We start from the raw sequence: 24,439 nt of genomic DNA on the forward strand, positions 1-24,439 counted from the left end.
CCTTTTTTGTTTGGATACAGATTCGACACCTACATTCAAACGGGTAACTCTCCTTTTTTCAAGGACTTTGTCAGATCAGATCGAGACTAGTTCAGCTAAGCAACCAGATTCTCGATTCAAAGCCGACACCACGCTCATAGTCAACGAACGCACGTTCTTTGACTATGCTTTAAAATTAGAGCCCGCGATATGCGGGCTTTGCCGTACCGATTGAGGACGACCTCTATTAAAATCGCAAAAAAGGATACACCTCACTTGTAGCTCTTTTTCCGTTGGACATAGGAGATTTGCGGTTGTCTTTATAATTTAACGAAACCGTACACATCGTAGTTACAACAAACCCCACTCTGTGGCTGCCCATCTTACCGGAAAATGTTTCGCGTTATGTTATCGGCGAGATCTCGACGCCAGACTTCCTTCCCTCGAGGATTCGAATGGGCCAGATTTTTATAGACAGTTGGTAGCCTCAGAAAAGTATTGCTGTCCGTAGTTTAACGGTGATAGGTTGGCCGCATGACTATGGCGGCGGATAGGATTGTATAACATGTCGATATAGTCAAAGATATCTTGTCGTGCGTGCTCTCTGGTTTTGTATATATTGCATTTGATGCCTTCGCGTTTGTGCAATTGAAAGAAGCTTTCTGCGACAGCATTATCGTGGCGGTTCCCTCGGCGGCTCATGCTCGGTTGCAGATTATGGTTGGCTAGGAATGCCCCGTATTCGTAGCTTGTAAATTGACTGTCCTGATCTGAGTGATGCGATGTCTATGAATCAAACATTTTATATTTTCAAGGTATGAGAGTCGTTTTCAATCTCCGCTTGAATTTTACCCTTGAATTTGTCAAACCTCTGCTGCGCCAGCGTAATTGGTCCGTCATGCATAAGCTCTCTCGCAATGCTCGCAAGTGCGCGCGCTTCAGCCTTCGCCCCGATTTTATAAAGTTCCTTCGCAATCCGGCTATATTTTGTCGAAACAATATTGCGAGTTTCTATCTGTTCACGCAAAAACGGATTAACCGGGCGGGACGAGTTTTTGATTGATTGCATCAATTCGATAGCCTGTTGCCGATAAACATTGGGGACCTCACCTCTTTTTCGCATATGACGAAGCGTCGAACGCTCAGATTTTTGAGTTTTCCCGCGATGCACACGCCGTGTAGCCGCACACTCCACGCCCTGCTCCCGCATTTTCTCTGCAAAACGTAACCGCCATTCAAATAAATCTGCTTTACGGGGATCCATCCGCCGTCCAAACTCATTTTTCATCATTACGCATAAATGCACATGCGGATGCTTTTCGTCCAGGTGCTGCACAAACGCATATTGATGATCACCAAACTGATCACATGCAAATTCCCGTGCTGCCGTTTTTACGGCTGCAGCATTTGTGCCGGGTGGCATTGAGAGAACCAGATTAATGGCTTCTCTTTTTCTACTTTTTTCAGGCACGCCCAGCTCTCTCCAAGCATTGGCAATTCCTTCATGAATCTGTTTCTTTCCTGAATAAATAAAGCCGTCTTGATCCTCAATTGCTAATTTACCATTGCGACTAATATAATCCAAATGGTTACGTACGGCCCGAAGCCCACTAGTTTTCCCTTTACGCGGCGGAATCTTGACCATCACTTCGGGCCTTTTTGATGCTGCAGACTGGATATTTTTCAGACCTGTGCCCACTTTTAAAGGACGATGCGTTGTACCCCTCCCCAGCGTGCTCTTCTTTGATCGAGTAGATCGAGTTTTAAACTCCAGAAACCACTTATCAACCTGTTGGTTCAATTGTTTCATGGCAATTTCTCCTGATTAGCGGTGATCAAATCACGTACCTTTTCAGTGTGATCGTTGATGACGTCCATCACTTGCGTCATTTTCTGGCTGGAGATATTGACCGATTCTTGAGCATTACATGCTCTGGCTATCTGATTCAAATTACGGCCGATTCTTAACAATTGAAAGTTGGACTGATATAACGCCCGCACTTCTTCATTCGTTAGAATAGAGGTTTTGGTCAAATAGCTAAGCAATGTAAGCCGGATGAATGCACTGATAGACATATCGGCATAATCAGCAGCCTCCCGAAGAAATGCCGTTTCGACGGAGTTCAATTTCAACGAGGGCTTGATCCAATGCACCTCCGTCTCATTCTGCTCCTCTTGACTCTTGCTGATTTGGACCGCTGTTTGCACTGGGAGTGCGTCAAATGATGATACTTTAGTGTTCAAGGCTTGGGCTAAAACAAGTTTCGCGTATTCAGACACGCTCTCCAGACCCATATTCTCTGCCTGTGCTTTCAATCGGTCATACTGCTTAGCCGTCAATCCGTAAACTTGAATTCGCTTTGCTGTCATCGCTCAATCTCCACTTCTTCATCATGCTGACCCGCGTGCTCGATAGACTGAATTTGCTCTTGATAAAAAGACGCCAATGCCGTTCCACGGCTATCCGCCGGTAGATGTTTCAAAACATCATGCATCATGCTTTCCATTTTTTTGAATCGATTCTGTTCAGATTCGGGCAACGATGGCAGTTTTTTCTGAAAAATGTCCTGCGCAGTCTCCTGAACTGTCTCAGATCGCCCCGCAGTGACTAAATCCTGCTTCTCCGATGTCTGCTCCAGATACATAGACAAATAGTTATTGATTTTTTCCGCATCCTGACACGCCCTGATAATTTCAGCGGGATCCTCTTTCAGAATCTTCACCCAGGCATCCACATAGGCCATGTGCTGACCTGGGTCATGAGAGATCCCCAGACGCTGGCCGACTAGCATTGAACTGATTTCAGCTCGCAGCTCCTCGCGGGCGTATCCCTCAGATCCGAAAGCATTGACAAAGGGACGATTCAGCCTCGATTCGTGCCCCGTCCAGTGGCCCAGCTCATGCAAGGCAGTGCTGTAATAACGCTCAGGGTCCGAAAACTGTTCCTTTAGCGGCATAACAATCTTGTCAGGCCCCGGACTGTAATACGCCTTATTTCCAGATCGATGCTCGATGTGGGCGCCACTGGCGGCAAGTAGTTTGTCGATCTGCTGAATCCCATCCCATTGATGGGGAGTGAAAACCAGCGGCGGCAGCCCGGTGATTTGTTCTGCATTGAACACAACAAAGTTACGAATAATCGGCCTTGTTAGTTTGATCTGCTCAATAACAGGACTACCCTTCTCGTCCCTCACGAGTTCGCCCTTGAGATCACGCAATTGCTTGTCTTGATGCAAACGGAATGTCTGAATCAGAGCGCCTTTTTCGCCCTTTTTCACCTGATAGCCGCGTTCTTTGGCCTGGTTATAGGTCAGCCAACGCGGATCAGAATAACCAGCCAGCATGAGATTGAGCAAATTACCGCCCCGATAAGGCTTGCCTGTGGACTCATTGTGCGGCAAACTGATTGGCGGCGCATCCCACGGTCGTTGCCACGGCGCGGTCCCCGCTTCCAGCTGAGCAATGATTTTCTCGGCCAGTTGCTCATGAAATGCCGGTTTTTTCTCGGCCATAATATTTTCTCCCAAAACAAAAAGCCCAACCAATTTTTTTTGGCTGGGCTTCGTAAACATGTTTGCAGCAATACGCAAAGGGTTATTTCACAGGTTCCTCGGGACTCTGATAGTGACTTTGGGCCAACATATGGCGTTCTGCATGAGTCAAATGATCCTGTTCATAGCCATAGATTTCCGGCATTTCAAGCATGAAATCCAATAGCTGCTGCCTTGGGTCCAAGGCAATTGTCGATTTTTCATCCATTATGATTACTCCCATATCATTGATTTACTTGTGTTTTGCGCCATTGCCACGGCTCAATCGCATCCGAATCGACCCACAACCCACGCTTTTTCGCCCGAGCGTCGGCTTCCAAATCACCATAAGCGGAATACTGCACCTCGCCCTGATAACGATAGGCCCAGGCACGACCCGTACGAACTAAAAGTGCATTGACCGACATGTCACTTTGTTGATGAGATGTCGGATCCATTGTTGTCACAAAGACCTCTGCCAAGGATCGACCATATTTATCTTCATCCTCCAGAGCAACACGCACCGGTTGTCCTTCAATGAGACTGGCCAGAAACCGCTTTACGTCACGGCCATGAGATTGAGACAGTTCCGGCGCATCGATGCCAATCAGGCGCAGTCGCACCGGTTGATTATTGATCAATACATCAAGGGTATCCCCGTCAATGACGCGCTCGACCACTGCATCGAGCATTGGCGCCGTATTATTCGCACGATCGAGCCACATCGCTCCGATCAATATTGCAACCAGTAACGCGACCGAAACGAACTCGGCAAGACGGTTTTTCATTGTTTCCCCTGTTAAATTAACGCTCTAGCGTTCTATCTTGTTGATATTCTCGTTCCTGCTGCTGTGGCGCTTTCTCACTGGCCTGCTCAGCCCGCTCTCGCATTGGCGCAGGCACATTCAATGCTGACCCATTGATGGCCTTCTCCATATTGTCATTAAAATTGCGCTGCGCATCCTGCCCGCGATCCTGGCGCAGATAACCGATCACCGTATCCGCCATCGATTTCATATAACGAAATTTTCCCTGACTGGAGGGATTTAAACGACTGTAAAAATCGGGTTTGTCAGTCGGTATCGGTCCGGTTGGTCTGGCGGCACGCATTTGATCGGCTGCTATCTTAACCTCAGACGGGATGCTTTGGCTGCCAATATCGCCAATCCGAACATCAGGATCGACATCGGCTTTCGGTGAAGATTCTATTTGGCTCTTGGTTGGTAGCTCATTTTGTGAGGCAAACCGGTCGGCAGCAGACGTCGCTTGCGCGTCCTGTCTCGGGGTTGTTCCTTTATTTTGTCGGCGATTGTCATGCAAATCAGCCTGCACCTGGTTTAAACTGCGTTCCTCCTGACGCTTATTCACCATAGCCAGATCCTCGGCGGCAGGCTGATAACCCCGCGTTTTAATGCCTTGGCTCTCGGCCTCGATATACATCAATCGCTTAAATTCCGGCGTTCCCGATAATTTAAGACGCTCCCACCCCTTGGCCTTAGCAACCTCGACCATGTCATGCACCGTCTGGATATCTTCTTTGGCCGTAGCAAGATACTTGCCCTTGTCCTGGAAAATCGTTGTCACCCCATTACCAGCGTCCACATATTTTCCATCAACAAACAAATACCGAACCTCCAATCCATCAGGCGGCGCTTTATAGGCGAGATTCAAAATGGGCTTTTTTTGAGCGTGCTCCGAAGTATCGACATCCCCAGCCGCCGAAGCGGTCGTGATCGTTGGTTTTCTGCTGGGCTGCATAATGTCCGGATTTGGCCCAGCACTGGTGCGCACTTGATCCGACTTAGAAGGAATTGCCGATGGTTCCTTCTCCATCACCTGATCTAAATCCGGCTCAATCCGATTCTGCTCTTGCGGTCCAAATACAGATGCTGGCACTTCTTGCCTCGTCTGCTCCGCAAACTCGGGACTATTCTGCGAACCCATTGCCTGTGGAGCGACTGACTGCACCACCCCCTGCTTGACTGCGTCCAATCCTCGAACCTGAGCCAAATCATTAAAATCCGACGGTATGGCCTCGGGACCATGTTTTTGCCGAAATGCAGCAAAATCGGCATCCGTAAACTCAGGCATCATAGCTTGTGCCTTATCACCCACGATGCCAGCGGCCTGCTCAGCATATTTTATGCCCACCCCATTGGTATCATTATCGGCACAAAAGGTGACCGGAATATCCGGCATTCGCCCTTTTAATGTTTCTGCAACTGGTTTCATATTGTAGGCATGCACCGCCATCAATACGGGTTGACCCGTTGCCTGATGCAAACTAGCCGCTGTCGCAAACCCCTCTGCCACCAACACACCGCGCTCCGAAGTCGCCTCCTTGGGATGCCCGATCAAAAACGCGGATCCCTGCACTTGGCTACCTTGGGCAAAGGACTTAAAACCATTGGGGCCAATCGACTGCAAGGCCACCAATTCCTTGTTTTGCCGTAAAGGCACTAGAAGCTGATTGCCATCTTGTCGGATAGCACCGATAACAACCATATCCGTTATTCCCTTGGCAACCAAATATGGATGTTTAGGATCGGCCGCACCGGCTTTTTCCCAACGAGACTGCGCATCGGCCTTCGCCTGGGCGGCCTCAACAGCACGTTGCGCAAGGGCTTTTTCTTCAGCAATGCGTCTCTCCTGCTCTCTCGCCGCCTGCTCTTGGGGGCTTGGCGGTGTATAGGGAGATCCCGATACATACCCTGCCCGCTTGGCCTCAAAAAACACCGTACCAATATTGACGCGACCCGGTTTCAGGCTTTTCCAGGCCGATTTTGCCGATTTTGCATTGTAATTGCCTGCCTGCTGTGACCAGGCATCCCAAATCTCGAAACCGCCCTCACCCAGCTCCGATTTGATCCCTGCGCCCAAACGCAGCCACATTTCCCGATCACGAGAATCGACATGATTCAGGGCTTGCCGAATGTCGTGTTCACTTGTCGTATTGCCATTTGCCATCATATATTCCTTATTAAGTAGCCCGTTTCAGTGTTTCAATGAAACGGATCCATCAAGTACTTCCAGGTACAATCAAATGCTTCCTTAAGCGCCTCCCAGTACCCGTTCAAAAGCACGGGTGCCGCTGTCCTGCCACGCTTTGGTGACCGCCTTTTTCAGATCAGCCAGATATTGCGGTGGCGAATCCTGAGCGCATAGTCCTGCAATGACGGTCTGCATCAACTCATCCTTGTTCGCCACGGTCTCCAAAGGCATATCATCCAGGTCTTGCTCAGGAATCATCTCCAAAGACCCACCCTCGGCATTGCCCGATCCGGCCCATTTCGGGTTATTGCGCACAGTGCTGCCAATCCGTGGAATCTGTGGTTGGGCGTAACCAAGCCGAGGTAAAAACACCTTGTCCTTGTAATAAAAGACCTTGTCAGCATGGATGGTTTGCAACCCAGACAAATTAATGATGCACTCTTCGTGAGGCATGGTTTTGACCTCTTGTGGCAACATGACAGGACGGCGCTGATCGCTGTATGATTGGCTGTTGCTACTGCTTTTGCCGCTGCTACGGGAAGTGGAGCGGCTTTTGAAGGTTTCATAGCCGATAATCTCTGAGTACTCCTGTGCATCCTTATTGTCGCGGGGCGTAAAAATGATCTGACATTCAAAGTTCGTGGTAAGTGTTCTCGCCCCATCAACGCCATACAAGCCATTGAGCTGAGCCAGATTTTGAAAAATGGCCAATAGCCGCAGGTTGTAGCCCGCAATGTAAGCCACACCTGATTCGATAATATCCACTCGGCCAAGCGCAGCGAATTCGTCTAGAAGCAACAGACATTGGTATTTCAGAGCTGGATTTTGACTGGGCAACTGATCTGTATTCTCACTAATGAGCTGGCTGAAAAACAGATTGATCAGCCGGGAAAACCGTGAAATATCGTTAGGCAAGATCCCCACATAGATCGTCATGCGCTGGCGACGCACCTGACGCAGGTCAAAATCATCGCCGCTGGTGACTGCCGCGACCATCGGATCAGAAAACACGCTGAGCGGCGCCAAAAAGCTGGATACGATGCCCGAGGCCGTCGCGCCGGTATTGCTCGCATAGCTCAATAGATTGCTTTTACATTCCCGACTCAATGCAGGATCTTTTACTGCTTTCTTTATCCAGTCGGCTAACGGCTCTCCGGTAGCCGGCGTCGATAGCTGCAGCATGGCCGACAATGTTGGCGTAATCCCCGTATCATCCTGGGTCTCGATCAGGTAAAGGCATAGCCCCACGAAGAGCTTTTGCGCCATTTCATTAAAAAAACGGGTATTGCCTTCCATTTTTCCGGACGTCGGGTACAGGATGTTGGCAATGGAAAATGCCCCGCCTGGCGCAAAATGACGATCCCGCTTGATGTAGCTCAGGGGGTTCCACCGATGACTCGTGAAATCCTTAGTACTGGGGTTGAACAAAAATACCTGCTGGCCGTACGCCGCCCGGTATCCCGCCGTGATTTCAAAGTTTTCCAGTTTGGGATCAAACACCACCAGACTATCGCGGTAATGCAGGCAATTGGGAATCACAATACCCACACCCTTGCCCGAGCGCGTGGGGGCCGCCAGAAAGGCAAATTGTTTACCCGCCCAACGTAAATATCGGTTTTTGTATTTGCCGATTATCATATCCGGCTCTGTATGACTATCTTTTAAGAGGCCTGCTCTGGCGATCTCCCCAGCACGGGCAAAGCGAGCCGAACCATGTAATTCGCGCTTCGGACGAGAAAACAGTGTGGCAAAGCCCACTATGACAGGAGCCAGCGTAATCACGCCACTGATGCCGACAGCCACCTTGTACTGCAACAGTGCCCAAATACCACCATCTTGAGACTTGTTATATAGATTCCATAGGACAAAAATACCGGGATCCATCGACACTCTGGTAAAACGAATAAAAACCAGGCTGCCCACAAACTGGCCAATGACGGCAAAAACAAAAAAGCTGACAATGAATATTGCCAGCCAAATCAGGAATTTTTTCATCAAAACGCCTCCAAATCAATGTACTACTGGGCAAGCCATCAGCCGAACTGCTCAAGCGGGTTTGCTTGGACTTGACTGAGTTCGGCGTTTTCCTGAAGTGGTGCTGCCTGTTGCGATTTCTCGTCTGCCTTCTCCTCGTGTCGGATCTTGGTGTGGATCATTTTCATATCGTGAACTTTGACAAAGACTGATAAACGGTTCATGCCGATGCGGTCGTCCTCATAGATTCTGGTTTGCAGCGGGCCTCGGACCCAGATTTTGTCGCCTTTGTTCATGTACTTGGCAACAATCTCGGCTTGTTTACCCACCAAAGAGGCGGTGTGCCATTGCGTGCCTTCTTTAACTTCCCCCGTATCCTGGTCGGTCCATTGCTCTTGCGTCGCAATGGAAATACGCAAACTGGCCGTACCATTGGCAAAATAGCGTAGCTCTGGGTCTTTACCGAGGTTGCCCATGATGGTGATTTCGTTGATATATGCGGACATAGTGAGTTCTTCCCCTATTAAGGTATTAGTGGTATTAGTGGTATTGAATCTTGAGTTGGCTGTTTTCGTTTTTAAACGAAAACAGAAGATTGATATAGGCCACTACATTGACGTAAATGGTCATGACCCTTTTTCGGTGAGTGGCGCAACAAAGTACGAGACATCCAGGCAAGAATTGCCATTGATCGCCGTCTTATGAGAATGGAATTAGGTAACCTGCGGGACCATAAGCCGTCACGGGACAGAGTATGGGAATTGAAAATTGATGTTGGCTCTGAATACCGCGTTCACTACGCTGGAGCAGGTAAGAAAATGATTCTGCTACTTTTTTTACCGGTGATAAGCGCAAATAGGTGCCAATATAAAACTTGCCTGCGATTCTGGCACGACTGGCAATACATCAACAAACAGGAGAATACATAATGAAAGACATATCTCACGGAGATATCATGACAGCCATATTTCGCTAAGTAGATCGCTCCGCGCATTTTCATTTAAGCGTCGTGTAAACCGTTGTGACCCGGTACGATTAGAAAACGCTCTTCCCAGTAGAGGGCTCAAATACTGCAAAAGTAACAAAATTATTCAATTAATTTCTTTTTCAGACTATAATGTTTTTATTCAAAACGTATGATCGGGGTTGCTATATGTTTCTGGAGTTTGGCTCATTTGCCGTCCCTACTAACAGACCTGAGGGATGCAATGCATTACGACAACGTTGACGACGTATTAACTAAATTGGCAAAGCAAAAAAGGAAAGTGCACTTGCTTCTAGGCAACGGCTTCAGTGTTGCCTACGACAGTTCCATCTTCTCATACAACGCGCTCTTTAACTTTGTCGCAAGTCAGAATGATCCCCTACTGACTAAAGTGCTCGGTGCCATGAAAACAAAAAACTTTGAGTTAATGATGGCGCAGTTGGATGCGTTCTCTACTCTCTTGGAGGTTTTCGACGGTGATCAATCCCTAAAAACGAAGGTAACAGCCGCCCACGAGGGCCTGTGCAGAAGTCTGATTGATGCCATCAATTCACTACATCCCGAGCATGTTTTTAAAATGTCGGATGAACAAAGTGCTGCGTGCGCCAAATTCGTGAACCGATTCTTAGAAACTGGAGGATCTGTTTTCACATCCAACTACGACCTTCTCCTATATTGGGTCTTGATGCGTCAGAACATCCCCAACGCTTGCGATGGCTTTGGCCGAGAGCTCCTGAACCCTGTAGAAGTTGAAAATAATGTAGAAGAGACAAATTGGTCCGAGTTGCGATGGGGACCGAACAAATTGACGCAGAACGTGTTTTATGTTCATGGAGCATTACCACTCTTTGACACAGGCACTGAAGTAGAGAAGGAACAGTACGACTCGAACGGATATCTGCTGGAAAACATTAACGCTCGTATCGAGGCTCAACACTATCCAGTATTTGTAACAGCCGGATCTGGAGACGACAAAGTCGCGCAGATCCGTGCCAATCCTTACCTAGCCGATTGCTACGAGCATCTCAGTGGAGTTGATGGCTCTATTGTCACGTTCGGATTTGGATTTGGAGACAGTGATCTACACATTATCGAGGCTTTAAACCGAGCTACGCACTTCCCCTCCAAGAGCACCCCGAAACTCTGGAGCACCTATATCGGTGTTTTCACCGAGGCAGACATCGAGCGTGCCGCAACTCTAGAGAAATTGTTGCATTGTAAAGTCCATACATATGACGCAAAAACCGCAGAAATTTGGGGGTAATGGAAAATGCCCAGCAAGCCGTTAAATGAATTTAATGCATCGAGGCAGGCTATTCCGTGCGGCTCATATATCAAGCAAAGACTAGAGTAGGAAATGACATTAAAACTCTCAGAAGAAGCACTGAATTGGGCACTAAAACACGCAATTAATTATTCTGACACAGACATATTTCCCAAAGCATTTGAGTTCTCTGCAATTGCTGATGGTTGGGCTGATGTGAAAACTACCCTTCAAGAAACCGATATACTTAAATGGACAGTACGTGCGTATCGACGATGCTTAGTGCCCAAGAATAGCTTCGGATTTCGTATCTCTACCCAGCTTGATCCTCTTGATTTTATCGTTTTTACCGCACTTGTATGGGAAGTAGGGGGACGATTAGAGCGACAACGAATTCCAGCTATTGAAAATATTGTTCACGCGTATCGATTCTCGCCAGCAGACGACGGCCGAATGTACTCTACCGAGTACAGCTACCGTAGTTTTCAGGCTTCGACACAAGAGCTCTGTGAACGGGTAAAACCTGAATTTGTGGTTGTAGCAGACATTGCTGATTTTTTTCCTCGTATCTATGGACATAGAGTAGATAATGCCTTAGAAAGTGCATTAGGTGTTGGTCATATGCATGCGAAGGCATTGAAAAACCTCATATCTCATTGGGCCGTAACGTATTCGTATGGAATACCTGTGGGCTCCGCAGCATCTCGTTTAATAGCTGAGTTAACTATAGGTGACGTCGATCAAGTTTTACTTTCAGAAGGGATTCAGTACGTCCGCTACAGTGATGACTTCAGAATTTTTTCTAAGTCAAAAGGAGAAGCGTACCAAGCGTTAACCTTATTGGCACGAACACTTTACGACAACCATGGGCTAACACTTCAACAGAATAAAACAAAAATTCTTCCCGTCGAACATTTCAGGTACATATATCTCCGCGAAAATGAAAAAAAGGAGATTGAAACGCTGTCCGAACAGTTTTATGAGCTCCTCCGTGAAATCGGGATAGAAGATACCTACGATAGTATCGAATTCGACACCCTGACTGCCGAACATCAACAACGACTTTTGGATCTAAATCTCGTCAGTATCCTGACAGAACAGGTAGCACAGGACGAGCCAGACCTCTCGCTACTTAAATTTTTGCTTAGACGTCTTGGGCAAGTTGGCTCAACAGAGCCTATCGACATAATTTTTGACAACCTGGATGCATTTGTTCCCGTCGTTCGAGAAACGGTAGAGTATCTGCTGCGACTAGAAAGTCTATCGGACGAGCGCAAGAGACTACTAGGTTATAAACTTTTATCTAGCTGTAAAGACCCTACCTCAACCGCTTCGAGCCTTGAGTACACCCGCATGTACTTGCTACACCCCTTCGCCGAAGATGGAGGATGGAATTCCGCAGACCAATATGTGCGGGCATACAACGAATCGCCTGACGAATTTGGAAGCAGAGAACTTCTTTTAGCCATGGGGCGCAGTAGCCAGCATTATTGGATAAGATCGCGTAAACAATATTTGAATACTCTGTCCCCGTGGTTGAGGAGAGCTTACATTTATGCCGCCTCTTGTTTACCAACTGACGAGTATAAGCATTGGATTAGAGGTATACAGGCACAACTCGACCCCATTGAACGAGCTGTGGCAGAATGGGCGCGGAAAAACCCGATCAATACCTCGCAATAGAGGCAACAATGGAAGTACTGTTTGTCCTAACTACGTGTCCGCGCAATACAGGTACGCATATCCGTATTCATCAATTTCATCAAAATGCTCTAATCCGCTAACATGCAGCTGTAACTCTAACTAGTCATAAATCACAGTGACTATGAATGTCTATCCTCTCATAGTTTTACGTTTTTGTACCGGATCGTAATACAACTCCGTCATGTAGGTGTCATTAAAAAAGCACACGATATCAATCGTCTTTTTGGCATTGGCCAACAGATATCGATAATCCATCCTTGCCCCGACCGGCGATTGCTTGGCCAGATCGGCGATCCGGTGAAATACGCTACGGGAATCATTCGCGTGTACGGACGTCAACCCTCCAGGATGCCCGGTATTTAGCGCGGTCAAATAATCCCAGGCTTCTCCACCGCGCAACTCCGTCAAAAAGATTCGATCTGGCTTAATCCGCATGCAAGACGCAATCAACGCCTGAGCAGTGACATGTTCTTTAATAAATAAATGAACATGATTCGGGTGATTGGGTAGGTCCAGTTCGTGCGAATCCTCAAGGGTCGCAATACGAACATCGCTTGGGATGAGGTCGGCAATGGCTTTTGAGAACGTGGTTTTGCCGGAGCCTGTACCCCCAACCATACAAATATTGAGCCTGTGCTGCACAGCCAGTTTGAAAAAATTCGCAATATCCCGATTGGCCTTGTAATGCAACAGATCCAACTCAAAGTCCTCTAACCGCACCTCATGCGGAATACGCAATTGATCGGCCACATCCCTGTATTGGCGACCGCTATAGAGCCCTTCCAGAACATTTAGCGCTTCCAAAGCCGTTTCGCTCATGTCCCGGAATCCTGCCAAACGGCCGGTTTTAATATAGTCATCCAGGCTAAATCGATCTTTTGAAGGTTTTCTGAATCCATAGACAACTGTCTGCTCTTCACATGCAGGCGGAATCAGTATATGGCAACGTTCCCCATCAGGCAACGTGACCGAGTGCATGGGCTGAGCCAGACTAATATGCTTTTGGTTAAAGATCGCCAACACATTGGCCAATTCCATCAGACTTTTAAAATCCAACTCTGGATTCTCCTCGCGGATTACCCCACCCGGTTTATCGATAAAGACCTCACCGGGTCGATTAATCATGACATCGGTGACGCCTGGCCGGTTCAAATAGTCCGAAATGCCCAGCCGATCCAGTATGTTACGGGCACTAATGTCCGGGGCATAACCGATATCAGGCCTTTGGCTCACCACATCCATATCTCCTCCCTATTTTGTAGAAGAACTGTAAAAGTATGGTTGCACCAGTTCATAGACAGATCTGAAATCCACGTCCCGAGCGACCATGACATTCACCAAAGTGCCCTGATTAACATAGCCCGTCGGCGGGATATTGATCGTATTTTTTAGCGCCTCAGTGGCCATATCCTCGGCTGAATCCGATGAACTATCAAAAGTGACTCCACCTTGATTACGATTACTACTATCAGCCATTCGAATGCCATCTTTAATGAGACTGAGCATAATCGCCCCGCCAAAGCGCTTCCAGAAATGCGTATCTACCTGAGCCTCTTGACCCGAAGCCCCCAGCGAATCAGCGCTTGCACTGTTGACCGTCACAGACACCCCAGCCGGCGTTTCAATCATGGACCACAGCACATACACCCGCGCTTGGCCCTGCACGAGCGCTGCCGTCTGCTCGCCGACTACCTCGGAGCCCCGCTCAATCAGCAACACCCGGCCATTGGCAGAATACACATCTTTTGAGACCATGCAGCGGGTAATGCCAGGCTGCGTGGTAACAATTTTCGTATTGAGGGTGCAGGCGATATTGGTGCCCTTCTTGAGTAAATATGTCAGATCGGCCCGCCGTTGTGCAATCGTGGGCTCCGTCGTGGTGGGTCGCAGTTTCGACACAAATCCACCTGCGCTGCTACTTTCCGTGCGGCTCACCGGCTGTTTCGACTTGCCGTCCGCTGATTGGCCTGCATTCGCATCGATGGTCACGGGCCCCGTCAAGCGTCGATCGACAGGTGGCTGCTCTTTGCCCTGATTCACGCCTGCCGTTTGCGTCTTAGTAGCTGCGGGATCCGCTGTTGGCTTTTCGGCTGGCGGAATTACCACAGGTGGAGGCTCAGGAGCAGGCGGGGTTAACTCAGCCTGTTCCAAGGCAAAGTTCTTGGGGCGGCTATTTTTCACCATATCCACCTCTTTAGGCGCTGCCTCTTCGCTGGAATCGTCTCGGCCCGACAGGCCCATGGCGGTAATGACAATGAGCGATACGGCCAGGACAATCCCGCCAAAAACAAAAACTTTGCCCACATTGGTCTTCTTCCTGGAAGAAAGATTTTGCGGTATGCCCCGCTCCACCTCATCATCCCCGACCTTTTTCTGAAGCGTCTCGTGTTCTTGACCGTCATCAGGAGCTATTCGGTTGGATTCGTACTCATCCGAGCCACCCTCAGCCGAAAATTGCCGATCTTTATCCTCTTGATTCATCACGTTATCCTTATTTCACGACGCGTACACGACCATCCAAGCCCGCGCCGGTCTGATTAAAACGTCCTTGCTGGCTAAAGCCAAGATTGTCTATACCCAGTACCGTGTCGCCCAGGCGAAGGACAAATTTTTTGCTAAGCTCGTGAATAACGACGGTATTGCCCTCAACGTGTAGATTGACGAGCGATTCCGATCCGTCAGGCATCATCTTGTAAACACTCGGCAGATCCCGGCCATTATCAAACTCAAGGTATGTAAAACGACCATCGTCATACATCGCAGTCGGCGTCAACGCCTTGTCGCCATAGCCCCAGTAGTTCTGATTGGCTCGAACAACGTTAGGCCGCAGTTTCCTGCCCGCTAGAATGTCATGCGCCTGATCGTTCTTGGCTCGCAGCGCTGCACGATGAGCACGCTGGGTATCTGGATATCGAAAGCGCAGCACATAGGTCGTCGCTTGCTTACCGCGGCCATCAATGGAAAGCTGGAACACATACGTGCGCTTATTGGTTGTTACAATCAGGTTGGTTTCAGGATTAGGCGCCGTAGGCTTAAAAATGATATTGTTTCCTTTAACGTTCAGCTTCCAGGCTTCTGAATCTCCCATGCCTAGTGCAGCACTATCGCCCTCGAGACGCTCGTCCTCCTCCAATTGCACCAACACCGCCCGGCCGATCTGAGCCCGAATATGAAATACATTATTGGGGTTGTAGGTCACAGTCTGAATTCTCGGATCCTGGCTAGAACCTTTTGGCACAGACAAGGCATTGGCGTGACTGGACACAAAAAAGACCGCGGTAGCGGCCAATAATGTAAAAACTGATTTTTGTTTCATGGTTCTCCCCTCACCCTAGCTGCCCGATACCGCTTCCGGATCGATCCGATAGCTCATGACCTGGAACCCCAATGGATTCACAAGGCGATCTTTTTCAGTGATCGGTTTATTGACGTACCGGTACGCAATGGTTGCCAGCATGCGCTGCGCAGCAGGCGCTTTAGCCTGATCGTTGCTCAACATCTTGACTTTGCGCTCAAACCGAACCTGAGCCACTTCCCCTACCCAGCTGACGCCAATAACACGAATATCCACCCGAGCCTTGTCTTTAAGCACTCTATAGGGTGCAGCAGGTGATTCAAAGAAACCGGCAATATCGTTCTGGATTCGCGGCGAACTCATCAACATGGAAGCATCGTACCCTGCCTGGACGGTCCACCAATCGTATCCTTCGCGAAAACGGATGTACTGGCCGAGCCAGAACTTATCGATGGCCTCGTCATATTTTATTTTCTTGATGTCTCGAACTGAAGTCACAATGTCTGTGGCGCCGGTATTGTTATCCACCCGCAACACGAAGGGCTCGACTGTTTTCAAGGGGGTCAGGCCAATCACAGCGCCAACCGCCAGCGCCGAAATAAACACCTGGGCCCAAACCACGCGCCAGGCTTTCTTGTTATTGGACTTAATGGCCTCGATCTGCGAACGCTCAAATTCCTGGGCTTTTTGAATAAAGGTAATGGCTTCCTGCCGAGGAGAAACCTCGCGCTTTGAGCTTCTCTTTTTAAAGAACATGACGCTCAGCTCCCTTCACTTTGTAATCCTGATTGATCGGGAAAGGCTTGCCTGTAGGTTTCGGCGCAGGCGTATGACTTGCACACGCTGTCAGGACAACAAGCATCAATACGCTTGAAAACAGCTTTTTCATGAGCTACTCCTATGAGTAAATGGCTTTTTAAAGAACACATTCATCTTCGACAGACGAAAAAAAGCCGCAATGTGAAATGCGGCTTCTGTAAAATGCAGATTAAATTGATGACTATGATGGATGCAAGGTTTTCATTACCACATCAGGCGCGGCTTGCACGATCTTCAGTAATACGGCTGCAGGTCCTGTTGGTGTGCGCCGATTTTGCTCCCAGTTTTGCAGCGTTTTAGGGCTGACTTTGAGCAGACTGGCAAACTCAGTCTGCGAAAGACCCGTTGCTTCTCTAATTCCTTTCACATCAGGAGCCGTGACCACGGTGCGACGAGAGGCAGGCGCTTCCCCTTTAGAGATCGCCTTCGCCTGCTTCAGACTCAAGACCAAATCATCGAATAACGCTTTTTCCATATCTATAACTCCTTAACTAACTCCCTCAACACGGCCACTTCCCTATCTGTCAGCGTATCTTTCTTAGATTTGGGATAAATCACTAACATGTATATCTGATGATTATCCTTCAGCCAATAATAGATAGCGCGGACCCCACCGCTTCTTCCCTTACCCTCTATCGCATATCGAATTTTTCTGATACCGCCGCCGCCTTTGATAATATCGCCACGTTCGGGGTTGTCAACCAGTAAATTCTGTAATCCAGCATATTCATCATCACTTAGCAAATCCATTAGTAGCCGGGTAAATACAGGTGTTTCTATAAATTCCATGATTTCCATTATATACGCCACTGGCGTAGTTTGCAATTTTGTCCAAAAAACAATGAAATGGCTTGCTGCTTTGTGTCCAGGTCGAACGAAGGAAAAAAAGTCTACCTAGCGTATATATCGTTGAGCTCATCCAATCCTCGCCAATGGAGCCAACCGAAAATCACAAATGCAAAGACTGATAGCGTGACAGTGCGTATTGACCACCCATTATCGACGTAAGATAGACCCCAGGTACTAAATACCCAATTTGCTGTGAACAGTACACACATTGTTAGGCAAAATATCGGAAACCTTCTCAGCCACATCATAAGCATAAAAGCCGCTAGAAAAACCAGCCATGATTTGGCAGCAAAGCCAGCCAAACCGGCCAGCCAGGTTAATTCGAAGTTAAAAAGCAATGACATGCCACGGTTTGACCATTCTCGCCGAATAGCCCGACGGTGGGATGACTCCAATGTACTGCTCATTTTTCGTCTCCTTTAATCTTTGCTGGCCCGGTTATAGGCCCGAACAGATCCACCGGCACCTCGATTTGTAATTTTGTCAAAAGTACGACTAACAAAACCACCCATTCGACCAAACGTCCTGCTGTGTGAATCTGCCATAGCACCACCTGTCAAAGCACCAGCAATGCTTGGAATGCTCAAGGCTGCCATCAGAAATATTACTGTCATTATCAATAACTGCGAAATCGCCTTCCATGCCTCAACCAGATCCCAGGAGCCAGATTGATTCGCCCACTTGTCTACGGTACTCTGAACAAAACTACTTTGAATCACGCTAATGAGTGTCAATAATGCAATCGTCACAATATAGTTCAAGCATTGTCCAATCCAATTCATTGCATATTGTCGTGTTCCAGGGAACAATGCGGCACCGAGAAATAGAGGACCAATCATCAATGTCAACGCAAGACACACTTTAGCTATTAAATAAAATGCATAAGCCACCATGAATAATAGGTAGCCTAAAATCATAGTGATCAACTTAGCTCCATATACAGCAAGATGCGTTTGGATCTCGTACCACGCCTTATCCTCTGATATTTTGTCCAAACTATAAATCATAGTATCTATACTTTGCAGGCCCGTTTCGACAGCGCTTGGTCCAGTATTTGTATATCCAAATAGGCCACTTAACTGATCTGGTAGCGCGTAAATAATGCCTGCGATCTTGGCATAATTGCCTGCGTTAAAAGCGAAGGCGATGATAATGAGCCAGACTAATACTCGTTTGGAAATATCTACAACTGATTCATCAAATCCTTTGTTGTAGTAATAAAATGTTAGTAAAACCACATATAAGCTCAGGCCTAGCGAAAAAATTGGGGCAATCCCTTCGATGAGTTGCCCCGTTTTCTCAATTAGATCTGGCCCGAGCTTCGAAGTCATTAACTCCGTTATATCTGCAATAGTGCTCATGCCGTTCCTTAGTTCATACCGTCAGCTCATTCGCAAGCCGCCTTGTTGTAGTATTTTTTACATACTTCTTCACCAAGATTTTTTTTACAATGTTGAGCTTCAGCTTTACTGTCCCTCCCGAACAACTCCGCTCCACGTTTGCAATTTCCTAGCTTGATATCTTTATTAAGAATCTCCCCATCTTTGGGCATCGGTGTTCCTTCAGGAATAGGTTGACCCGGTGGCGTAGGCGGTGATTCAGCTACAGCCTTCTCTCCGCATCCAACCAAAACACTCAAACCAAAAACGCCAGCAATAAAAATATTACGCATGTCATATCCTATTCCAATGAATCAATGCAACAGCAGGCATACCACTCCGACCATCGCCCTCACCCATAAGGATGCAACATTCAAGCGTCAACTACAACCGCCTGCGGTTCTGTTTGCCCAGGCTTTTAGTGAACAATTGTTATATTCTGACAACTTACGACTCTCTATTTCCTTTTGATTTTCGTGCAGGCGGGCCATCATATCCAACTTGACTTGTGTGTTCGTAATGGCCGCATTCTCTGTGGCAATGCGGTTTTGCAAGTCAGTGGCGCCCTTCAGATCCTGAGTCAAATCAATCTGTTCCATCAGACCTTCGATGTTATCCAGTCGTGCCTTTGTATCCTCAAAGGCCCGCTCAGAGAACTCTTGAATCGAGGCCAGATTCTTCAAACCCGCTTGTGGATCAAAGCCCTTGATATCCGTGATGTGCGAGACGTCCACATGGGCCGCTTTGTAAATGTCAGCCCACTCAGAAGGAATGACATCTTTAACCTGATCTCTGAGTAGATTCCCCATATTGCGAGATCCCGTCACTGCCTTGACCTGATTTTTCAGTTGCGTAATCTGCGAGATCTGGTTTTGGATCTGCGTCTGCATATGCCTGACCTGCTCGGCCATTTGCGCCACCGCAGCAACATCAATGGTTGGAACTCCTGCGTGCACATGATTAGACAAAACAATGGCCGCAATGAGCGTTGCCTGCTTTATGAATGTAAGCATCTTCATTTTGATTTTCCTGGAAAAATAAACAGAGATTAGCAACTATGCTGCTTTCTTTCTCTTGGCTTGCCGCGCGTCACGCACCCGCTCCTTAAAAACCGGATACCAGAGATCGGCCGGCACATCGCCCAGTTCACGTTGAACATCATCAAAAATAGCCACATTGTCAGACGATCCAGACAACACAGCGATCTCATCCTCAAATCCGTACAGGTTCAATTTGGCAAATGCTGATTGACGGGACTGTCTAATCAGGAAAGTACGTGACTCCAAAGTGAGCTTGACCAATTCATCGAACTCCTTATTCGTAATCCCGCATCGAGCGTAGCTTGCCTCGAACTCGGCATCGGGGTTGGGCAAAAATATCTTGGTAGGTGTCTGCTGAACAATCGCGGCAAAGATCGAGCTATTGATCGCATCTTCTGGGCTTTGGCTCGTCAGTACCACCCAGCCTCCCAATTTACGATCCGTTTTCAGGCTTTTAAGCATAAACTCCTGAGTCATCTCGAATCGGGCGGGATACCAGAATTCTTCAATAACGGTGGCCAGAATTCCACCTGAGGCGGCGACCCGGTCCATCATTTGCGAGCGTAAATAAAACAAGTAAGCCAGAACGGGCTCAGTCGGCAGGTAATCGTCCTTGAGAATATCTGTAAGATCAAAGCCAATCCGGTAAAATTTATCCGGGTCAAAATCATTTGACGGATTATCCAAGCACCATGCGTAACGCCCACCTTCACTGCGACACCAGCGAGATAACCGCGTTCTGAGGCTATCCGCATTGCCCGGATCGTGCGGGATCGATTGCAGAAGAACACTAAAGTTGCGATTCTCAAAATCAATGGTGTTCATCAGAGTATCGACTGCAAGCTGGATCTGCTTTTCCTCGGCAGCAGTCACTTTACCCTCTGCGGTTTTTCCGCAAATTCCAACGAGTTTGTATAGAAACTCCCGGATTTTAGGACTATCCGGCATCTGAAATGGATTGCAGCCCGTCGGCCGACCATCTTTCAGGGAGTAATAGGTGCCCCCTGTCGCTCGAAGGAAGATTTTCATGCCTTCGTCCAGATCCATCACAAATAAATAGGGGTCAAACCGATCTGCAAAGGCTAACAGTGCCGTTTGCAGCGTTGTTTTACCCGTCCCCGTCGCGCCCAATATCAGGGTATGGCCTGCGATTTTGTCGCCAATATTGTCCTCTTTGGGATTGGAAAAGTGAAAATTAAAGTCGTAGATCGTATTCGAGACGGTTTGAAGCGGCATAATGGCAGAACCATCGCCAATGGGATTGCCCTGACTCTTGCCATGCGAGTAATTGTGCATGCCGAACGTTGTGGCCAGATTGATCGTCGACTTTGGAAAACAACGTGGTTTGTGTTTGGATCCCGGTACTTGACTAAAATACGTCGCCGGTGCAGACAGGCCCGCTTTCACAAACCGATACCCCCCCGAATTTTGAAACCGGGTATAGACCTTGGCACCATTCTGAGAAGCTTGTTTGGCCGTCTCCCCATATACCACCAGGACACTGTGATATTCGCCAAACATTAATTCCCCTGACGCCAGACCTCCCTGCCCGGCTCTGAGTTCTTCTTGCTGCATAAGCGCTTGATCGCCCACTGAGCGCAAGTTATTCAACTGCTTTTTAATGGTCTCCTGCATCGTGGGGGAGTCCACGTATACAAAGGATTGGGTCAACGTGAATTCACAAGGCAGATCCAGAATGCCACTGAGCACCTTGACCTGGGAAACCCCAAAATCCTTTAAGTCAAACGACGCTGCAAATCGAGTGCCGGTTTGACTCCGGATCTCGCAAACATCGGTCCCAAAATGCAAATCCGAACTCGCCAGTGTCTGAAAGGCATCGACATTCGATAGAGGTATATCCTCCTGAACGCCGTTGACCAGAAATCCAAAGAACGAAAAAATTTCAGAGAATAAAATGCCCTCTTGGTTCTGCCAGGCAGTCAGCGCCACCGGGTCATATGGTTGCAACCCCTGCATTAATACCGTGAGTAGATCCTGAGCCTCTTTGATGCCATCGTCAAAATCTTCGTACTTAATCAACCCAGTCAGATAAAAGACATTCTCGAAATACGCTCCAGTCTCAAACTTAGCCAGATACTTCGCCGCAAATTCGCGGCAAAACGGATTATCAAAAGCATATTGACGGTCAAACACCTTTTTTCGTCGCTGCAAGGTTGTCCACAAACCAAGCCGGCCGCCGAGCGTCTTACCTGCCCCAGACAGTAGACGCGCCAACTGAGAAAAATGAGCGCTAAGATGGGTTTCATTCGCGCTCTCAAAGGGCAAACCTTCTAGCCGAATCACAAACCCGATATGTCCGGTCTTAATATGAAACAGCTCAGCGGTGATATGTTGGGATATCTTGGGCAGCAACATATCGCTGGAGGTCTGTTTTTTCAGTATGTTGTTCAACAAATCGCTGATAATCATTCAAATTTCTCCCGAAATGGGTCGCCACAAGCGTGGTTGTACCGTTAAAAAAAGCCGCATTACGTCGATAGAACCAACATCTGAGCTCATAGCCGATGATTTTTAATGCCTGGTCGTCATTGCGTGAGACGGTTTTCATAAAAATCACAACCGGGATGGGAATCAACATCAGAAGCAAAGCTTTACCCTTGAGAATGGTCAGCAGCAACATGGTGGCGGCGAGACTCCCACCCGCCACCATTGCCAGCGGAACCACCGGAATGCCAAACACGAGTGCTGCTCGACCCAGTGCGTTAAACGTGGGAAACCCACTTTTCTCATCATTTTCGATTTCTCGCATGACTATCCTTGTGCTTAAACGCTGATAGAGCCACCTTCACTGAATATCCACGTGGTCACGACAATTGCGGCACCAGCAGCAAAAACCCATAGACCGATATGCAACAAGTCCAGCCAAGTCTTACGGCCGCCCGCCCCTTCGAAAATGCACCATAGCACTGTGATGCCGCACATCGTTCCGACAAAGATATAAATCCCGTCTCGGATGTTTTCACCTATGCTGTTGATTTCACTGGCAAAACCTTGTGCCAGTGCCAGGGGCGAAATCAGCAACAGTGCCACCGTCAAAGTGGCTTCAGCGACGCAACGGGATCTCGTCTTGTGAGCAGTGTGGTTGGATACATAAGTCATCGATATTTCCTTAAAAATCAAACATGAAGAACAAAAAAACACTCCGCAGAGTGTCATCAGGCACAACAAAGAACGAGAAGTGCTAGGAACCGTAATGATCTGGCTCTCTTGCCACAGTCCGGCTAGATTTGTGATTCCAAAAAGCCACTGTCAAATACCAGCGGTCAAAGATCGCGACAGGGTCCGATCCCTATGGTTATATAGGTTATAAAAGGTTAAGGGCCACCTAACGCACTGATAGAATTAGAGAAATTCGGTGTATTTGACGGTCAAAAGTCGCAAAATTGACGCTCAAAGATCGCGGTTTCAGCGCTCAGAAGTCGCAGCATATGTGGATAAGTCAGCGGTCAAAGATCGCAAAGTAACGGTCAAAAGTCGCATATCGGTGAAAAATCACGACTTATGCACATGCTTTTGATGAGAAAACGGTCATTTCCCGATAAAAAACGTTGGCAAATTGGACCGAAATACCTGCAATTGAGATTTTTGACCGCTGATTCTGATTTTTGCTGACGGTCAAAGATCGCAACAGCATCTCTGGCAGAACGATTTATCCACAGCGTTGACGGTCAAAAGTCGCAGTTTTCAATGCGTCGTGCCAATCACGCCGGCAAGCAGTTGCGATCTTTGACCGCTGCTTTTAAGCAATGGATTCGATCATTTTCTACAAAAATATCCGCCACCCAGCCGTTATTTTTTAATTCTTGGCACTTGGCCTTGGCAAATGAACGTGCTCTAGCGGCAGAATCCATGTCAACGCCACACAAATTAACAAAGTTCTCGACACTCAGGGGCAGCGGTGTTTTATGTGAACTCACATAATCAACCAGTCGGCGAGCAGCGGGTGACAGTGTTTTATAGGCATCCCAGTTATGAGAGGTGAAAAGATTCCCGGCAAATAAAAGCATTATTTTGGGGTTCATCCGCACATAATAAGTATGCTGATCGCCCTTCTCATCGTTCAGGCTGTCATACTCCAGCATGCTAAATGAACCACTCACCCCATAGGCTTTTTTATTGGTAACAAGTACTTCAGTGGCCCGTAAGCGACTAATACACTCTCGCAGCCGTAAATATGCTGAACCACTGCGAGGCCAATTCAGATCGTGAAGTAACTGCGTCAAATTAAATTCAAAGGTCGATCCCAGATCGACATCTTTGGCGTAATGTACCAACTGCATCCAGACCAGTTCATCATCGACCGCTCTAAGTTCAAAGCCGGTATACAGTATTTCGACATCATGCAAATGAAACAATTTGGTGCGCAGCATATTTTTACGAGGCTGCTTATTATTGCGTGCTGTAAACAAAGAGCTTCGACAATAGTCGTTGGGCATATGGCGTAAATCTTCACGCCGTCCGATTGCTGCCGGAAACTGAAAGGCCAATTGGCTGCTGGTCTGCAGGTCAATCCCTTTTGACAAGAGATAGTTCTTTCTGTGTAACGCTTCTGCCTTGTCCTGCAGCTTTTGAACCTGCGCAGGGAGTGTGTCGGTATACATATTCAAAA

25 protein-coding genes and 1 pseudogene are annotated in these 24,439 nt (G+C 47.9%); 3 read left to right on the forward strand and 23 right to left on the reverse strand.

Going from position 1 to position 24,439, the window contains the following annotated elements; translation table 11 throughout:
- Positions 1–447: 447 nt before the first annotated feature.
- The 9 genes and pseudogenes from W822_RS46200 to W822_RS42005 all read right to left on the reverse strand — a co-directional run.
- Positions 448–756, reverse strand: a pseudogene (locus tag W822_RS46200) (IS3 family transposase); the annotation flags it as partial.
- 25 nt (positions 757–781) lie between these two features.
- A complete protein-coding gene (locus tag W822_RS41990; RefSeq protein ID WP_024006778.1) occupies positions 782–1,789 on the reverse strand; it encodes a relaxase/mobilization nuclease domain-containing protein in 1,008 nt (335 codons plus the stop codon).
- The gene (locus tag W822_RS46710; protein WP_024006779.1) at positions 1,786–2,349 is read right to left on the reverse strand and encodes a plasmid mobilization protein; all 564 of its coding nucleotides are present in this window, start codon (positions 2,347–2,349) and stop codon (positions 1,786–1,788) included. Before W822_RS46710 ends, W822_RS41990 begins: the two co-directional genes overlap by 4 nt.
- The gene (locus W822_RS41995; RefSeq protein ID WP_024006780.1) at positions 2,346–3,551 is read right to left on the reverse strand and encodes an ArdC family protein; all 1,206 of its coding nucleotides are present in this window, start codon (positions 3,549–3,551) and stop codon (positions 2,346–2,348) included. Before W822_RS41995 ends, W822_RS46710 begins: the two co-directional genes overlap by 4 nt.
- 22 nt (positions 3,552–3,573) lie before the next feature.
- Positions 3,574–3,738: a hypothetical protein gene (locus W822_RS46425; RefSeq protein WP_024006781.1), complete on the reverse strand. Its 165-nt coding sequence runs from the start codon at positions 3,736–3,738 to the stop codon at positions 3,574–3,576.
- Positions 3,739–3,754: 16 nt separating this feature from the next.
- Positions 3,755–4,297, reverse strand: coding sequence for a thermonuclease family protein (locus tag W822_RS0124010; RefSeq protein ID WP_024006782.1), 543 nt, complete (start codon positions 4,295–4,297; stop codon positions 3,755–3,757).
- Positions 4,298–4,313: 16 nt separating this feature from the next.
- Positions 4,314–6,476 carry an LPD7 domain-containing protein gene (locus W822_RS45980; RefSeq protein ID WP_051401836.1) on the reverse strand — a complete coding sequence of 721 codons (2,163 nt, stop codon included), beginning with the start codon at positions 6,474–6,476 and terminating at the stop codon, positions 4,314–4,316.
- A gap of 84 nt (positions 6,477–6,560) precedes the next feature.
- The gene (locus W822_RS42000) at positions 6,561–8,495 is read right to left on the reverse strand and encodes a type IV secretory system conjugative DNA transfer family protein (protein WP_024006784.1); all 1,935 of its coding nucleotides are present in this window, start codon (positions 8,493–8,495) and stop codon (positions 6,561–6,563) included.
- Positions 8,496–8,533: 38 nt separating this feature from the next.
- The gene (locus W822_RS42005; RefSeq protein WP_024006785.1) at positions 8,534–8,980 is read right to left on the reverse strand and encodes a single-stranded DNA-binding protein; all 447 of its coding nucleotides are present in this window, start codon (positions 8,978–8,980) and stop codon (positions 8,534–8,536) included.
- 180 nt (positions 8,981–9,160) lie between these two features.
- Between W822_RS42005 and W822_RS46715 the strand changes: the two genes are divergently transcribed.
- The 3 genes from W822_RS46715 to W822_RS42020 all read left to right on the forward strand — a co-directional run bounded on the left by W822_RS46715 (position 9,161) and on the right by W822_RS42020 (position 12,406).
- Positions 9,161–9,403, forward strand: coding sequence for a type II toxin-antitoxin system RelE/ParE family toxin (locus W822_RS46715; protein WP_253272346.1), 243 nt, complete (start codon positions 9,161–9,163; stop codon positions 9,401–9,403).
- Positions 9,404–9,682: 279 nt separating this feature from the next.
- Positions 9,683–10,723, forward strand: a complete 1,041-nt coding sequence (locus W822_RS42015; protein WP_024006786.1) for a DUF4917 family protein — start codon at positions 9,683–9,685, stop codon at positions 10,721–10,723.
- Between the two features lie 93 nt (positions 10,724–10,816).
- Positions 10,817–12,406: an RNA-directed DNA polymerase gene (locus W822_RS42020; protein ID WP_024006787.1), complete on the forward strand. Its 1,590-nt coding sequence runs from the start codon at positions 10,817–10,819 to the stop codon at positions 12,404–12,406.
- 150 nt (positions 12,407–12,556) lie between these two features.
- Here the strand turns inward: W822_RS42020 and W822_RS42025 are convergent, their stop codons facing one another.
- From W822_RS42025 to trfA, 14 genes are all read right to left on the reverse strand, one after another.
- Positions 12,557–13,669: an ATPase, T2SS/T4P/T4SS family gene (locus tag W822_RS42025; RefSeq protein WP_024006788.1), complete on the reverse strand. Its 1,113-nt coding sequence runs from the start codon at positions 13,667–13,669 to the stop codon at positions 12,557–12,559.
- A gap of 9 nt (positions 13,670–13,678) precedes the next feature.
- Positions 13,679–14,908 (reverse strand): type IV secretion system protein VirB10, encoded by a 1,230-nt coding sequence (gene virB10, locus W822_RS42030; RefSeq protein ID WP_024006789.1) that lies wholly within the window; start codon positions 14,906–14,908, stop codon positions 13,679–13,681.
- Positions 14,909–14,918: 10 nt separating this feature from the next.
- Complete coding sequence (gene virB9, locus W822_RS42035; RefSeq protein WP_024006790.1) at positions 14,919–15,743, reverse strand: P-type conjugative transfer protein VirB9; 825 nt, start codon at positions 15,741–15,743, stop codon at positions 14,919–14,921.
- 15 nt (positions 15,744–15,758) lie between these two features.
- Positions 15,759–16,478 (reverse strand): VirB8 family type IV secretion system protein, encoded by a 720-nt coding sequence (locus W822_RS42040; protein WP_024006791.1) that lies wholly within the window; start codon positions 16,476–16,478, stop codon positions 15,759–15,761.
- Positions 16,468–16,611: a hypothetical protein gene (locus W822_RS46560; protein WP_024006792.1), complete on the reverse strand. Its 144-nt coding sequence runs from the start codon at positions 16,609–16,611 to the stop codon at positions 16,468–16,470. The genes W822_RS42040 and W822_RS46560 overlap by 11 nt, the downstream gene beginning before the upstream one ends.
- Before the next feature lie 111 nt (positions 16,612–16,722).
- A complete protein-coding gene (gene nadS, locus W822_RS42045; protein ID WP_024006793.1) occupies positions 16,723–17,016 on the reverse strand; it encodes a NadS family protein in 294 nt (97 codons plus the stop codon).
- Between the two features lie 2 nt (positions 17,017–17,018).
- Complete coding sequence (locus tag W822_RS42050) at positions 17,019–17,339, reverse strand: type II toxin-antitoxin system RelE/ParE family toxin (RefSeq protein WP_437177160.1); 321 nt, start codon at positions 17,337–17,339, stop codon at positions 17,019–17,021.
- Positions 17,340–17,809: 470 nt separating this feature from the next.
- Positions 17,810–18,751, reverse strand: a complete 942-nt coding sequence (locus W822_RS42060; protein WP_024006796.1) for a TrbL/VirB6 family protein — start codon at positions 18,749–18,751, stop codon at positions 17,810–17,812.
- Between the two features lie 26 nt (positions 18,752–18,777).
- Positions 18,778–19,062, reverse strand: a complete 285-nt coding sequence (locus tag W822_RS46210) for a hypothetical protein (protein WP_081724452.1) — start codon at positions 19,060–19,062, stop codon at positions 18,778–18,780.
- Positions 19,063–19,149: 87 nt separating this feature from the next.
- On the reverse strand, positions 19,150–19,788 hold the full coding sequence (locus tag W822_RS42065; RefSeq protein ID WP_051401838.1) for a TrbJ/VirB5 family protein: 639 nt from the start codon (positions 19,786–19,788) through the stop codon (positions 19,150–19,152).
- 36 nt (positions 19,789–19,824) lie between these two features.
- The gene (locus W822_RS42070) at positions 19,825–22,239 is read right to left on the reverse strand and encodes a VirB4 family type IV secretion/conjugal transfer ATPase (protein WP_024006799.1); all 2,415 of its coding nucleotides are present in this window, start codon (positions 22,237–22,239) and stop codon (positions 19,825–19,827) included.
- Positions 22,148–22,579: a VirB3 family type IV secretion system protein gene (locus tag W822_RS0124025; RefSeq protein ID WP_024006800.1), complete on the reverse strand. Its 432-nt coding sequence runs from the start codon at positions 22,577–22,579 to the stop codon at positions 22,148–22,150. The genes W822_RS42070 and W822_RS0124025 overlap by 92 nt, the downstream gene beginning before the upstream one ends.
- Before the next feature lie 14 nt (positions 22,580–22,593).
- Positions 22,594–22,929 (reverse strand): hypothetical protein, encoded by a 336-nt coding sequence (locus W822_RS0124030; RefSeq protein ID WP_031243472.1) that lies wholly within the window; start codon positions 22,927–22,929, stop codon positions 22,594–22,596.
- Between the two features lie 602 nt (positions 22,930–23,531).
- The gene (trfA, locus tag W822_RS42075; protein WP_024006803.1) at positions 23,532–24,431 is read right to left on the reverse strand and encodes a plasmid replication initiator TrfA; all 900 of its coding nucleotides are present in this window, start codon (positions 24,429–24,431) and stop codon (positions 23,532–23,534) included.
- Positions 24,432–24,439: the final 8 nt, after the last annotated feature.

Source organism: Advenella kashmirensis W13003 (genome assembly GCF_000506985.1).
Lineage (GTDB): Bacteria > Pseudomonadota > Gammaproteobacteria > Burkholderiales > Burkholderiaceae_B > Advenella > Advenella kashmirensis_A.

Bases quoted from the DNA above. Each gene is read 5' to 3' on its own strand.
- W822_RS41990 (WP_024006778.1), bottom strand. From the start codon at position 1,789: ATGAAACAATTGAACCAACAGGTTGATAAGTGGTTTCTGGAGTTTAAA.
- W822_RS46710 (WP_024006779.1), bottom strand. From the start codon at position 2,349: ATGACAGCAAAGCGAATTCAAGTTTACGGATTGACGGCTAAGCAGTAT.
- W822_RS41995 (WP_024006780.1), bottom strand. From the start codon at position 3,551: ATGTTTACGAAGCCCAGCCAAAAAAAATTGGTTGGGCTTTTTGTTTTG.
- W822_RS46425 (WP_024006781.1), bottom strand. From the start codon at position 3,738: ATGGATGAAAAATCGACAATTGCCTTGGACCCAAGGCAGCAGCTATTG.
- W822_RS0124010 (WP_024006782.1), bottom strand. From the start codon at position 4,297: ATGAAAAACCGTCTTGCCGAGTTCGTTTCGGTCGCGTTACTGGTTGCA.
- W822_RS45980 (WP_051401836.1), bottom strand. From the start codon at position 6,476: ATGGCAAATGGCAATACGACAAGTGAACACGACATTCGGCAAGCCCTG.
- W822_RS42000 (WP_024006784.1), bottom strand. From the start codon at position 8,495: ATGAAAAAATTCCTGATTTGGCTGGCAATATTCATTGTCAGCTTTTTT.
- W822_RS42005 (WP_024006785.1), bottom strand. From the start codon at position 8,980: ATGTCCGCATATATCAACGAAATCACCATCATGGGCAACCTCGGTAAA.
- W822_RS42015 (WP_024006786.1), top strand. From the start codon at position 9,683: ATGCATTACGACAACGTTGACGACGTATTAACTAAATTGGCAAAGCAA.
- W822_RS42020 (WP_024006787.1), top strand. From the start codon at position 10,817: ATGACATTAAAACTCTCAGAAGAAGCACTGAATTGGGCACTAAAACAC.
- W822_RS42025 (WP_024006788.1), bottom strand. From the start codon at position 13,669: ATGGATGTGGTGAGCCAAAGGCCTGATATCGGTTATGCCCCGGACATT.
- virB10 (WP_024006789.1), bottom strand. From the start codon at position 14,908: ATGAATCAAGAGGATAAAGATCGGCAATTTTCGGCTGAGGGTGGCTCG.
- virB9 (WP_024006790.1), bottom strand. From the start codon at position 15,743: ATGAAACAAAAATCAGTTTTTACATTATTGGCCGCTACCGCGGTCTTT.
- W822_RS42040 (WP_024006791.1), bottom strand. From the start codon at position 16,478: ATGTTCTTTAAAAAGAGAAGCTCAAAGCGCGAGGTTTCTCCTCGGCAG.
- W822_RS46560 (WP_024006792.1), bottom strand. From the start codon at position 16,611: ATGAAAAAGCTGTTTTCAAGCGTATTGATGCTTGTTGTCCTGACAGCG.
- nadS (WP_024006793.1), bottom strand. From the start codon at position 17,016: ATGGAAAAAGCGTTATTCGATGATTTGGTCTTGAGTCTGAAGCAGGCG.
- W822_RS42050 (WP_437177160.1), bottom strand. From the start codon at position 17,339: ATGGAAATCATGGAATTTATAGAAACACCTGTATTTACCCGGCTACTA.
- W822_RS42060 (WP_024006796.1), bottom strand. From the start codon at position 18,751: ATGAGCACTATTGCAGATATAACGGAGTTAATGACTTCGAAGCTCGGG.
- W822_RS46210 (WP_081724452.1), bottom strand. From the start codon at position 19,062: ATGCGTAATATTTTTATTGCTGGCGTTTTTGGTTTGAGTGTTTTGGTT.
- W822_RS42065 (WP_051401838.1), bottom strand. From the start codon at position 19,788: ATGAAGATGCTTACATTCATAAAGCAGGCAACGCTCATTGCGGCCATT.
- W822_RS42070 (WP_024006799.1), bottom strand. From the start codon at position 22,239: ATGATTATCAGCGATTTGTTGAACAACATACTGAAAAAACAGACCTCC.
- W822_RS0124025 (WP_024006800.1), bottom strand. From the start codon at position 22,579: ATGCGAGAAATCGAAAATGATGAGAAAAGTGGGTTTCCCACGTTTAAC.
- W822_RS0124030 (WP_031243472.1), bottom strand. From the start codon at position 22,929: ATGACTTATGTATCCAACCACACTGCTCACAAGACGAGATCCCGTTGC.
- trfA (WP_024006803.1), bottom strand. From the start codon at position 24,431: ATGTATACCGACACACTCCCTGCGCAGGTTCAAAAGCTGCAGGACAAG.